Below are 12,454 nucleotides of genomic sequence, written 5' to 3'. Positions count from 1 at the left end.
GAAGATGAAAGCACTGTCTGTAGTGACGGCGGGCCTGCTGGCCTTTTCCGCCAGCGCCTTTGCACAAAGTAAAACCAGCGTTGTGCTGGTGCACGGCGCGTTTGCCGACGGCAGCAGCTGGAATAAGGTGATCGCCCTGCTGCAGAAGCAGCACGATGAGGTGATTGCCGTCCAGCTCCCGCTCACCTCGCTTAAGGATGACGTTGCGGCCACAAAGCGGGCCATCGCCCGTGCGCAGGGTGACGTGGTTCTGGTGGGCCACTCCTGGGGTGGCACCGTGATTAGCGAGGCGGGTAACGATGCGCGGGTAAAAACGCTGGTGTATGTGGCGGCATTCGCGCCGGATTCCGGCCAGTCGACGGCAGATCTGGCAGGAAGCTACCCTGCACCACCGGGCAGCGCGGGCATTGCCAAAACGGCTGACGGCTATTTATTCCTGCCGACAGGAGCCGTCAGGAAGGACTTCGCGCCGGATGTGAAGCCAGAAGAACAAAACGCTATCGCGGCCACGCAGGGGCCAATTAAGGCCGATGCGTTTGGTGAAAAGGTCACCCACGCGGCGTGGCATGATAAACCAAGCTGGTTTGTGGTCAGCAAGAATGACCGAATGATCAACCCGGAGCTTGAGCGCGCCATGGCGAAGACGATCCATGCGAAAACCGCCGAGGTGGCGGCGAGCCACGTGTCGATGGTAAGCCAACCGGAGGCCATCGCCCGGACGATTGAGCAGGCGAGGCGGATGCACTGAGGACAATTCGCCCGGCGGCGCTACGCTTGCACGGGCCTACGATTTCGTAGGTCGGGTAAGCGCAGCGCCGCCCGACAAAAAAGGCCGTCTCAACCCCCGCCATCCGCGGGATAATCATGATTAATCCACGCGTGGTCCTTTTCCCACGTAAACATCCATTTGCGCACCGGGCCGGCCATCACATTAAGGTAGTAACTGTCATACCCGGCCATCGTCGCCACCGGGTGATAGCCCTTCGGAACCATCACCACGTCGCGATTGTAGACCGCCATACACTCATCCAGCGTTCTGTCGTCGGTGTAGACCCGCTGCATGCAGAACCCCTGTTCCGGATTGAGGCGATGGTAGTAGGTCTCCTCCAGATATGTCTCCTGAGGCGGGTTATCCGTGTCGTGCTTGTGGCTCGGGTACGAGCTGGTGCAGCCCTCGTTAGTCCATACCTCCACCACCAGCAGGCTGTCAGCCGGTTTGTCTTCCGGCAGAATGTTGTGCACGTAGCGCTGGTTGTGGCCCTTGCCGCGCGCCTCGGCGTCGATGTCCTGCGGGGCTATCAGCCGCGTCGGATACGTGCCCTTGCCCGGCGCGGCGCAGACCGCCAGCTCAAGCTTCGTCAGCGCCTTCACCTGCACCGTTTCCTGCGGAGTGACGTACACCGCCCACGGTTTGATGCGCTCGAAGGGGCTCATCCGCTCGCCGATATCGTTAAACTGCGCGGAAGGAGTGGTGATAGAGGCGCGCCCGGCGACCAGCACCAGGCAGCGTTCTTCCCTGACGGCGGGCAGCGTCAGCGTCTGCCCCTCCAGCAGCTCATACGCCTCAAACCCGACGTAGCCCCACCCCGCGCTTTCCGGCGTCACGGACTGGGTTCGCCCCTCTGCGTTCGGCTGTTGCCAGCGTGATAACAGACGTGACATGTCCCCTCCTCAAATCAGTCCGGCGTCGCGCGCCAGGCGGCTCAGGTTGTTGTACCCCAGACGGGCGTAGGTCAGCGGATGGGCGATCGCCGGATCCTGCTCCGCCTCGACTACCAGCCAGCCGTGATAATCCTGCGCCTTCAGCAGCCGCATAATCGGCGGGTAATCGACGCAGCCGTCGCCCGGCACGGTAAACACGCCGCTCAGCACCGCATCGAGGAAGCTGGTTTTGCGGTTTTTGACGTCCGCCAGCACGTCGGCGCGCACGTCTTTGCAGTGAACGTGGTTGATGCGCGACGCCCAGCGCTGCGCTACCGCCAGCGGGTCGGCCCCGGCAAAGGTCAGGTGGCCGGTATCCAGCAGCAGTCCAACCTCGTCGCCGGTGTGGGCCATCAGGTTGTCCACGTCCTCGGCGGACTCAATCACCGTGCCCATATGGTGATGGTAGGCAATCTGCACCCCCTGCTGCTGGGTGTAGCGGGCAAATTCGGTGAGCTTCTCGCCGTACTCCTTCCAGCGCTCATGCGGGAAGCGCGGGCGCAGATGCACCGGCGTCTGCTGCTCGCCGTGAATGCAGCCGCTCACCTCCGCAAAGACCAGCACCTTTGCCCCCAGCTCACGCAGCAGCGTCAGGTGGGACTGCACGGCGGCAATCTCCTCCTCCACGCTGCGCTCCAGCAGGCGACCGGAGTACCAGCCGGAGACCAGTTGCAGGTCGTGGCGCTGCAAAATCGGGCCAAGCAGGCGCGCTTCGCGCGGGAATTTGTTGCCCAGCTCGAAGCCGGCGAAACCGGCCTCTTTCCCTTCGCTCAGACAGGTCTCCAGCGACGTCTCCGCGCCGAGGGAAGGCAGATCGTCGTTCGTCCACGTCAGCGGGTTAATGCCTAATTGCACACTCATTGTCGTCTCCATTATGCGTGTCCGCGCTCGCGCCACCAGGCGATAAGCTGCAGGTAATTGTCCCGGATGCGCGCCACCAGCTGCGCATCGTCAATATCGTGCTTCAGCCATGCGCGGGAGGCATCGCCAAACAGCGTGCGCCCCACGGCGAAGCCTTTTACCAGCGGCTGCCCCGCTGCGGCTTTGAAGCCGGCGCGCAGCTGTTCTGCCGGGGCGTCCAGGCCGAGGATCACCACCCCGCGGCAGTGCGGGTCCCGGCGGTCTATAATCTCGCCGAGCGCCGTCCAGCCGTCGGCGGAAAGCGGCGGCAGCTTCCACCAGTCCGGGTAGATGCCCAGGTTGTAGAAGCGGGAGATGGCGCGCAGGTAGAGCTCGTCGCTGCGCGGCATGGTCGCAGGCAGGATCACCTCCAGCAGCAGCTCGTGCCCGGACCGGCAGCAGGCGTGGTACACCTCGGCAATTTTCTGCTCCTGTTCCAGGCGCAGGCCGTGGGCATCTTCCGGATGGAAGAAGACCAGACACTTCACCACGTGCTCCTGCGGCCAGCTGATAAGCTGGGTGCCGATGTTGCCGTGCTCCATCTCCAGCGGCCGGGAGCCCGGCAGCTCGATGGGGCGACCAATCCACCATCCTTCCCCGGTGATCGCGTTCAGCGCGTCCTGACCAAAGGTGCCGTCGCACAGCAGACCGGCTTTGCCCTCCAGCCCGGCGCGGCTCGCCGCCTCGCGGCTGGCCTGCAGGATCAGCTGCTTCAGTGCCGGAATGCGCTTAAGCGACGCGCCGCACTGCATCGCCATATCCTCAAGCTGGCTGCGGTGATCGAACGCCATTACGCACAGCTCCGGCCATTCGCGGCGGCGGGTGGTCACCCGGTGGAGATGGTTAAGACGCGGGTCGAGATCCGGGCGCGGTACGTTCGCGGCGCGGGAAAGATAGTCATCCAGCTCGATTTTGCTCGGCATCGCCGGGGCACAGCCGTGGCGCGAGACCACCAGCGCGCCACAGGCGTTGGCATAGCGGCACGCCTGCTCCCAGCCCTCGTCGTTCAGGTAGCCGCGCAGCAGGCCGGACATAAACGCGTCCCCCGCGCCGAGGACGTTCAGCACCTCCACGCGCACGCCGGTGACCGTCAGGCCGTCGTCCAGCCGGGGCGGAATGGCGTCGGTATAGACCGAGCAGCCAAGCGCGCCGCGCTTGCAGACCAGCGTGGCTTGACTGACGGCGCGCACCTGCCCCAGCGCCTGCAGGGTATCCTTGCTGCCGCCTGCAATGTGAAACTCCTCTTCGGTGCCGACAATGACGTCGAAGAGGTGCAGCACCTCCTGCAGCTCGCGGGTGACCTTATCGGCGGCGATAAAGCGCGTTTCGCCGTCGCCTAAGGAGGTGAGCCCCCACAGCACCGGACGGTAGTCGATGTCCAGCACCGTGCGCACGCCGTGACGGCGGGCATAGCCCAGCGCCGTCAGCACCGCCTCGCGGGTCTGCGGATGAGAAAGGTGAGTCCCGGTGATGGCAAGACAACGTGCGGAGGCAATGTAGCTTTCGTCCACATCGCTGGCCGTAATGGCCATATCCGCGCAGTTATCGCGATAAAAAATTAAGGGAAAGGTGTCCCGGTCTTTAATGCCAAGTAGCACCAGCGCCGTGAGGCGTTGTTTATCGGTAATCAGATGGCTGGTATCGCAGCCCACCTGGCTGAGCTCTTCCCGCAGGAAGCGGCCCATATGTTCATCGCCAACGCGCGCCAGCATCGACGAGCGCAGGCCCTGGCGCGCGGTGCCGTACGCCACGTTGCCGGAGGATCCTCCGAGGTATTTGGCGAAGCTCGACACATCTTCCAGGCGGGCACCAATCTGCTGGCTGTAGAGGTCTACCGCCACGCGGCCCATGCATATCACATCAAACTGCTTTTCCACGTTGATACCTCATCAGACAATGTCGTTCACGTTCAGCCAGCGGCCTTCCCGGTGCGAGAGCGCAATCGCGTCCAGCACGCGCGACACCTTCCAGCCCTCTTCGAAGTCCGGCCACATCGGCGCGTCGGCGGCAATCCCGTCCACCAGGTCGCGCACCTCCACCGTTTTTTGATCGTTAAAGCCAATCCCGTGGCCCGCGCCCATGCAGAACGCGGCGTAGTCCGGGTGCGCCGGGCCGACGAGCAGCGTGCGGAACCCCTGACGGTTCACCGGATCGTCATGCAGATAGAGCTTCAGCTCGGCCATGCGCTCCTGGGTGAAGCTGATGGCGCCCTTCGTCCCGGTGATGACGTACGACAGCCCCATCTTGCGGCCGCAGGCAACGCGGGAGGTTTCAATCACGCCCTGCGCCCCGCCCGCAAAACGCACCATCGCGTGGGCCTGATCCTCGTTTTCAACGGCAATCATATCTGACGATCCGGCCTTTGCCGGGCGTTCAGGGACCACGATCTTCAGATCGCCGCAGACCTGCTCGATATCACCCACCAGGTACTGGGCCATATTGACGATATGCGCCGCGAGGTCGCCCAGTGCGCCCAGCCCGGCGGTCTCTTTAAAGCAGTGCCAGTGAATGGGAGCGCGCGGGTCGGCCATATAGTCTTCGTTGTGGGTGCCGTAGAAGTGGATCACTTCGCCAATCTCGCCGCGGGCAATAATCTCCTTCGCCAGCTGCGCCGTCGGGTTCTTCATGTAGTTGAACCCCACCAGCGTTTTCACACCGGCCCGCTTCGCGGCGTCGACCATCTCGCGCGCGTCGTGGGCGTTAAGCGCCAGCGGCTTCTCCGAGTAGACGTGCTTGCCGTGGCGGATCGCCTCCAGCGCCATCTCCTTATGCAGGTGGTTAGGTGAGCAAATATCCACCACGTCAATGGCCGGGTCGGCCACCAGCGCCCGCCAGTCGCCCGTGGAACGGTTGAAGCCAAACGCCCGCGCGCGCTCTGCCGCCAGCTCCGGCGTGACTTCCGCTACCATCTCGCGCACCAGCCTGCCGCGCAGGTTGAACACCGTCGGGGCCTGGGCATAGGCGATAGCGTGCGCCCTGCCGATATACCCGGTGCCAATTAATCCAATACGAACCTCTTTCATCGTGTTCCTCACAGTGCGCCGCGACGGCTTTTGGCATAGGTATCGAATGCCACCGCCAGAACGATAATTAATCCGGTGATAATCTGCTGGTAGTAGGCCGAGACGTTCATCAGCACCAGGCCGTTAATCAGAATGCCCATGATGATGGAGCCGATAATGGTGCCGCCGATGCGCCCGTAGCCGCCCATCAACGAGGTACCGCCAATCACCACCGAGGCGATGACGCGCAGCTCAAAGGAGATCCCGGCCACCGCCTCGGCGCTCCCCAGACGCGCGCTCAGGATGAAGCCCGCCAGCCCCGCCAGACAGCCGATCAGCACGTAGACGCTGACCAGCACGCGCTTGACGTTGACCCCCGCCAGACGCGCCGCCTCCGGGTTGCCGCCGATGGCGTAGACGAAGCGGCCCCAGCGGGTTTTGTGCAGCGCCAGATAGCCGCCGACGGCGACGATGGCAAAGATCCAGATCGGAATGGAGATGCCGAGTAGCTCCCCGCGCCCCCACCAGCGGTAGCCCTGATCGAAACCGGCGATCGGCGCGCCGTCGTTAATCACCAGCGTCAGGCCGCGCCAGATGGTCATCCCGCCGAGGGTGACGATGAACGGCGGCAGGCGCAGGCGGGTGACGCCCAGGCCGTGCAGGAAGCCAATCGCCGTGCCCATCGCCAGACATATCCCCAGCCCGATCAGCCAGCTCATGCCGCCCCATGCATTCGGGTCTACGGTGGTGAAGTTATCACCCTTGATCACGTACGCTGCGGTCATTGCGCACACCGCCAGAATGGAGCCCACGGAGAGGTCGATCCCGGCGGTCAGAATGACGAACGTCATCCCCACGGCCATGATCCCGTAGATGGAGACTTCGGTCAGGATGTTGAAAATATTGCGTTCAGAGAAAAAGTTGCTGTTCTGCGACTGGAAGAAGATCAGCAGCAGGATCATGAAAATCAGCACCCCGAAGCGCTCGAAGAAGGCGATGGGATCGATGCGTCCGGCGCGTTTGACCGGGGCCTGCGTTTTAGAAATCATCTGCGTCATGAGAAACTCCGTTATGCCGCGTTCAGGGCGTTGTGGTTGATGGCCATCATTGTCATCAGCCGTTCTTCGTTAGCGTCGTCACCGTGGATCTCGCCGGTCACCCGGCCTTCGCTGAGGGTGATGATCCGGTCAGACACCGCCATCACTTCAGGCAGATCGGAGGAGATCACGATCACCGCCACGCCCTTTTTCGCCATGTCAAACAGCACCTGGTGCACTTCCGATTTGGTCCCCACGTCGATGCCGCGCGTCGGCTCATCGACGATCAGCACCCGCGGGTTAAGCGCCATGCAGCGCGCGAGGATCACCTTTTGCTGGTTGCCGCCGGAGAGCTTGCGCACCTCCTGCGCGCTGTTGACCATTTTGATCTGCAGCGCCTGGCGGTAGGACTCAATCAGATCGTCCTCTTTGCGGGTGTTCACGAACCAGCGCCACTGCAGCAGCGAGGAGAGACAGGAGAGCGACAGGTTGTCGCGAATGGACAGCCCCAGCACCGCCCCCTCTTTTTTGCGATCTTCCGGCACCAGCGCCACGCCCTGATCGAGGGCATACAGCGGGTCGCGCGGCTGGTACGGCACGCCGTCCAGCTCAAAGCTCCCCGAGGTAAACGCGTCTGCGCCAAACAGGCAGCGGGCCACCTCGGTACGTCCCGCCCCCACCAGCCCGGCAATGCCTAAGACTTCCCCGGCGTGGACGTGGAAGCTGATGTCGTGCAGGGCGATACCGTGCGGATCCAGCGGCGGCTTTTCGCGGCTCAGCCCCTTCACCGCCAGGCGGACGGGTTTGTCTTCATGATGGGTTTCACTGGCGGGGCGGCGGTTAAAGGCCACGTCGCGCCCGACCATCAGTCGGATCAGCTGTTCGACGTTAGTCTCCGCCACCGCGCCGGTGCCGGTGAAACGGCCGTCCTGGAAAACGGTGAAGCGATCGCAGAGCTGGAAAACTTCGTGCAGGCGGTGGGTAACGTAAATAATGCTCACGCCGCGGTTTTTAAGCTCCCGCACCACGCGGTGCAGGCTTTCCACCTCGCTGTCGCTCAGCGCGGCGGAGGGCTCGTCCATGATGATCAAGCGGGCGTTGAGGGTCAGCGCCCTGGCGATCTCCACCATCTGCTGCTGGGCGACGCTCAGACGGGCGACAGGGGTAGTCGGCGCAACGTTCAGTTGCAGGTAATCGAGAATAACCTGCGCCTCCTGGTTGACCGCCTTTTCGTCGACGATCAGGTTACGCCTGCGCGGCTCGCGCCCGAGAAACATGTTTTCCGCGACGGTCATGTTGGGCAGCAGGTTGAATTCCTGATAGATGGTGATAATGCCCTTGTTCTGGCGTTCCACCGGGGAGTCGTCCACCGGCAGCGTTTCGCCGTTGAACCAGATATCCCCGCGGGTTTGCGGCTGCGCGCCCGCGAGCGCCTTCAGTAGCGTGGATTTTCCCGCCCCGTTTTCCCCCAGCAGGGCGTGGATCTCCCCCGCGCCGACGGTCAGTTGGGCGCTGCTCAGCGCCCAGACGCCGGAAAAGCTTTTTGCCAGGTCGGTCACTTTCAGTAAGGGTTGCGACATCGGTCTGCTCCTCCTCATGATGAGCCGCCAAAGGCGGCTCGGGACATATCAGTTACCGGCCTCACCGATACGCTCAGCCTGCTGCAGGTTCTCTTTGGTGATCAGCGTCGGCGGGTAGTCGGCCCCGGTGATGGCTTTCTTCTCGCGTACATTGGCCACCAGCTGGCTCATCGCCGTCTGCACCGCAAAGCCCGGACGCTGATCCGCCGTTACCGCCAGCCAGCCGTCGCGCACGCGGGCCAGCGCTTCCGGCACCGCATCAAACCCGGTTACGAGGATCTCACCCGGCTTCACGCCCTGGCTTTGCAGCGCTTCAATCGCCCCCAGCGCCATGTCGTCGTTGGCGGAGAGGATCACCTGCGGGCGTTTCGGCAGCGAGGGCAGCACGCTTTCAACGATGCGCATCCCTTCGGAACGCATCCAGTTGCCGGTCTGATCGGCGACGATCTTGTACTTATCCCCGCCCGCCTTCAGGCTGTCGCGGATCCCCTTAGTGCGTTCAATATTGGAGGAGGAGCCCGGCTGGCCGGTCAGCAGAATGATCTCCGCGCCGTCGGGGAATTTGGTTTTAACGAAGTCGCCAATCGCCTGGCCGCCTTTGTAGTTGTTGGCGCCAAAGTGCGGCACTTTCTTCTGGCTGTCGACGGAGCGGTCAAGGGTGACCACCGGCAGCTTCGCATCCTGAATTTCATCCACCGCGCTGGAGACCGCGTTCACGTCGTTCGGGGAGACGATAAAGCCCTGCGCCCCGCGGGTGATGGCGTTTTCCAGGTCAGCCACCTGCTTCGGTGAACTGCCCTGCCCGTCCAGTACCTGAAGCTTCACGCCCATCTCTTTTGCGGCTTTCACCGCCGTGCGCTGCATGTGAACTTCAAACGGCATCGCCAGGTTTGGCGTACTGAAAACAATCTGCTCGTTTTCGGCGAGGGCGGCCCCGGATGTCATGGCGATGAGGGCGGCTAAGATCAGTTTTTTCATTATTATGTCTCTCTGTGTAGGGTTGGTGTGTTTAGAGGACGATCTCGCGCTGGCTACGCAGCGACTCCAGCGCTTTATCCGCAAGGTACAGCGCACGTTCACCATCATCGCCGCTGCAGTCAGGCACCGCTTCGCCGCGTAATACCGCAACAAAGTGTTCCCATTCCGCGGCGTAAGCGGATTTGTAGCGCTGCAGGAAGAAGTGTTCCGGCAGCGCGCTGGTGCAGCCCTGTTTGCCATAGTGCTGCACCTGGTTTTCCAGGATATTGCCCGCGCACAGCAGCCCTTCGGAGCCGTGCAGCTCCAGGCGCTGGTCGTAGCCGTAAGATGAGCGGCGGCTGTTGACGATGGTCGCCATTGCGCCGGAGGCGTATTTCAGAACGATAAACGCGGTGTCGATATCCCCCGCCTCGCCAATCGCCGGATCCACCAGGTTGCTGCCCTGGGCATACACCGACACCGGCTCTTCGCCCATGATGAAGCGGGCCATGTCGAAGTCGTGAATGGTCATATCGCGAAACATGCCGCCGGAGACGCGCACGTACTCTGCGGGCGGCGGAGACGGATCGCGGGAGATGATGAGCAGCGATTCCGGTTTGCCGATGCGCCCGGCCTGGGCGTCGGTTTTCACGCGGCGGAACTGCGGGTCAAAGCGGCGGTTAAAGCCGATGAACAGCGGCACGTCGTACTCTTTAACCACCTTCAGGCAGTCGCGCACGCGGGCGAGGTCAAGGTGTACCGGCTTTTCGCAGAAGATGGCCTTACCGTGGCGGGCGGCCATTTCAATCAGATCCGCGTGGGTATCGGTGGCGGAGGCGATCAGCACGGCATGAACGTCAGGGTCGGTCATCGCCTCAATGAGGCTCTGCTGGCGGGCCTGATATTGGGTGGCGATGCGGGTGGCAAATTCCTGATTCGGGTCAACCACGGACCAGAGCGTGGTCGCGCCGTGGCTGGCGATGTTAGCTGCATGTACCTGGCCAATTCGGCCAGCGCCCAGTAAAGCAATGTTAAACATAACGGCTCCCGGTGTTGGTGAATGCTGTGAACTAACGACCCCATAAATAAAACATTTATTTCATTTTTATAAATAGTGAAAATTATGTTTTTGAGTGCGGGTTAACATTTTTGAGATGAATGAGATAAATTTTGTTATCAATCTCACAACATTGAGGAAGGGATGCCCCTCACCCTAACCCTCTCCCCAGAGGGGAGAGAGGACGGTTGAGTGCGGGCTTTTCCCCCTCGCCCCTCTGGGGAGAGGGCCGGGGTGAGGGGGAAAACAAAATGAAATGAAAATTTCGTTACGAAGAGAAATCTCAATACTGGCGGGCTTTTTTCACCTGCGCCTGGGTGTGCTCCGCGGCCTCACGCACGGCAGACGACTCTGCCACCTGCGCGTCACCGGTTCGCCACCAGGAGGCGTAATCGTGGGTCATGGTCTTCGGCAGCACCTTGATGTCCAGCAGCGTCGGGCCCGGATGCGCCCGGGACGCCTCCAGCGCTGCCAGCAGGCTTTGCTCATCGTTTACCCGCCACGCGCGGCAGCCGTAGCTCTCCGCGTTTTGCGCGAAATCGACCTTCACCAGCGGCCCGTCGAGCCGCCCGGTTTCCGGGTTGCGCTGGCGGTTTTCCGTGCCAAAGCTGCCCATCCCGTGCCCCATCTGCAGGTTGTTGATGCAGCCGAAGCTGGCGTTATCAAACAGCAAAACGGTGACCTTAATCCCCTCCTGCACGGCGGTTTGCAGCTCGGAGTGCAGCATCATGTAGGAGCCATCCCCCACCATGGCGTACACCGGCAGCCCGGGTCTGGCGAGCTTCGCGCCGATGGCCGCCGCAATCTCGTAGCCCATGCAGGAGTAGCCGTACTCCAGGTGATAGCTGTCCGGCGTTTTGACCTGCCAGAGGCGCTGTAAATCGCCCGGCAGCGAACCGGCCGCGCCCACCACAACGGCGTTATCTTCAACATGCTGGTTGATCAGCCCCAGCACCCGCGTCTGGGTCAGGCGGGTGTTGAGCGTCTCGCCGTATTCCGCCAGCTGCGCATCCATGTGCCCCGCCACTTCAGGCGCGTCGTCAGGGCGCCACTGGCGATCCCACAGGCGGCGGCACTCGTCGCGCCAGGCGGATTTCGCCTGGGCGATCGTTTCTCCCCAGCCGCTGCGGTAATCCCTGAGCGCGTGGGTTAATGCCTGGAGTCCGGTTTGGGCATCGGCAATCAGCGCGGTGGCGTCCAGCTTCAGGGCGTCAAACTCGGCCACGTTCAGCAGCAGGAATTCAACGTCCGGGTGGGAAAAGAGCGCCTTAGAGCCGGTGGTAAAATCGGTCAGGCGGGTGCCGATGCCGATCACCAGGTCAGCCTGTGGCGCAAGCTGGTTAGCGGCCATTCCCCCCGTTACCCCTACGCCGCCCAGATTAAGTGGGTGGTCACTTACCAGCGCCCCCTTTCCGGCCTGGGTTTCGGCAAACGGCAGCTGCAGCGTCTCGACAAATTCGCGAAACGCCTCATGCGCGCCGGAATAGCGCACACCGCCGCCGCACACCACCAGCGGACGACGTTTGCGGGCGATCAGCGCCCGCGCCTGCGCCAGACGCTGCGGGTCAGGCGGACGACGCTCAATGTGGTGCACGCGACGCGCGAAGAAGCTCAGCGGGTAATCCCAGGCTTCTCCCTGCACGTCCTGCGGCAGGCAGATGGTCACCGCCCCGGTATTGGCGGGGTCAGTAAGCGTTCGCATCGCGCTTAGCATGGCGCTCATCAGCTGCTCGGGGCGGTTAATGCGGTCCCAGTAGCGGGAGACCGGACGGAAGCAGTCGTTGGTGCTGATGCTGAGATCGTGATACTGCTCGATCTGCTGCAGCACTGGGTCCGGCTGTCGGCTGGCGTAGATATCGCCCGGCAGCAGTAAAAGCGGGATGCGGTTCGCGGTGGCGGTTGCCGCGGCGGTCACCATATTGGCGGCGCCCGGCCCGACCGAGGAGGTGACGGCAAAAATGCGCTGGCGGCGGTGCTGTTTGGCGAATCCCGTCGCCATGTGAGCGATACCCTGCTCGTTGCACCCCTGCATGATTTTCAGATGACCGGGCTCCTGCTCCAGCGCCTGGCCGATACCCAGCACGTTGCCGTGCCCAAAGATGGTCGCCACGCCCTCGACAAAGGGCGTTTCATTGCCATCCACGCTGACGTACTGTTGATTAAGGAACCGGACCAGCGCCTGGGCCATGGTCATACGTTCGGTTTGCATAACGCCTCCTG

General features: G+C 62.6%; 10 protein-coding genes. 1 reads left to right on the top strand and 9 read right to left on the bottom strand.

Translation table 11 applies throughout. The features are described 5' to 3' along the window. The first annotated feature begins 4 nt into the window (after window positions 1-4). Window positions 5-748 carry an alpha/beta hydrolase gene (locus tag URZ40_RS05660; protein ID WP_320719999.1) on the top strand — a complete coding sequence of 248 codons (744 nt, stop codon included), beginning with the start codon at window positions 5-7 and terminating at the stop codon, window positions 746-748. Between the two features lie 89 nt (window positions 749-837). On the opposite strand, the gene iolB is transcribed toward URZ40_RS05660, so the two are convergent. The 9 genes from iolB to iolD all read right to left on the bottom strand — a co-directional run bounded on the left by iolB (window position 838) and on the right by iolD (window position 12,443). After that, the gene (gene iolB, locus URZ40_RS05655) at window positions 838-1,662 is read right to left on the bottom strand and encodes a 5-deoxy-glucuronate isomerase (RefSeq protein ID WP_320719997.1); all 825 of its coding nucleotides are present in this window, start codon (window positions 1,660-1,662) and stop codon (window positions 838-840) included. A gap of 9 nt (window positions 1,663-1,671) precedes the next feature. Then, entirely contained in the window at window positions 1,672-2,562 is an 891-nt protein-coding gene (gene iolE / locus URZ40_RS05650) for a myo-inosose-2 dehydratase (protein WP_320719995.1), read from the bottom strand. An 11-nt stretch (window positions 2,563-2,573) separates the two neighbouring features. Continuing rightward, window positions 2,574-4,478 (bottom strand): 5-dehydro-2-deoxygluconokinase, encoded by a 1,905-nt coding sequence (gene iolC, locus URZ40_RS05645; protein ID WP_320719994.1) that lies wholly within the window; start codon window positions 4,476-4,478, stop codon window positions 2,574-2,576. Window positions 4,479-4,490: 12 nt separating this feature from the next. Further along, window positions 4,491-5,624: a Gfo/Idh/MocA family oxidoreductase gene (locus URZ40_RS05640; protein ID WP_320719993.1), complete on the bottom strand. Its 1,134-nt coding sequence runs from the start codon at window positions 5,622-5,624 to the stop codon at window positions 4,491-4,493. 8 nt (window positions 5,625-5,632) lie between these two features. Continuing rightward, window positions 5,633-6,661: an ABC transporter permease gene (locus URZ40_RS05635; protein ID WP_013098254.1), complete on the bottom strand. Its 1,029-nt coding sequence runs from the start codon at window positions 6,659-6,661 to the stop codon at window positions 5,633-5,635. 11 nt (window positions 6,662-6,672) lie between these two features. Further along, window positions 6,673-8,220: a sugar ABC transporter ATP-binding protein gene (locus URZ40_RS05630; RefSeq protein ID WP_166711966.1), complete on the bottom strand. Its 1,548-nt coding sequence runs from the start codon at window positions 8,218-8,220 to the stop codon at window positions 6,673-6,675. A gap of 48 nt (window positions 8,221-8,268) precedes the next feature. Further along, window positions 8,269-9,198, bottom strand: coding sequence for a sugar ABC transporter substrate-binding protein (locus URZ40_RS05625; protein ID WP_041908742.1), 930 nt, complete (start codon window positions 9,196-9,198; stop codon window positions 8,269-8,271). Window positions 9,199-9,229: 31 nt separating this feature from the next. Beyond that, entirely contained in the window at window positions 9,230-10,216 is a 987-nt protein-coding gene (gene iolG / locus URZ40_RS05620) for an inositol 2-dehydrogenase (protein ID WP_063452892.1), read from the bottom strand. Between the two features lie 301 nt (window positions 10,217-10,517). Further along, entirely contained in the window at window positions 10,518-12,443 is a 1,926-nt protein-coding gene (gene iolD / locus URZ40_RS05615) for a 3D-(3,5/4)-trihydroxycyclohexane-1,2-dione acylhydrolase (decyclizing) (RefSeq protein WP_320719991.1), read from the bottom strand. Window positions 12,444-12,454 lie beyond the last annotated feature (11 nt).

Origin of the sequence: Enterobacter sp. 296B2, assembly GCF_034106185.1 — a bacterium.
Classification (GTDB): domain Bacteria; phylum Pseudomonadota; class Gammaproteobacteria; order Enterobacterales; family Enterobacteriaceae; genus Enterobacter; species Enterobacter cloacae_N.
The sequence above is the reverse complement of the archived record's forward strand: the minus strand, read 5'-3'. Positions and strand labels throughout refer to the sequence as shown.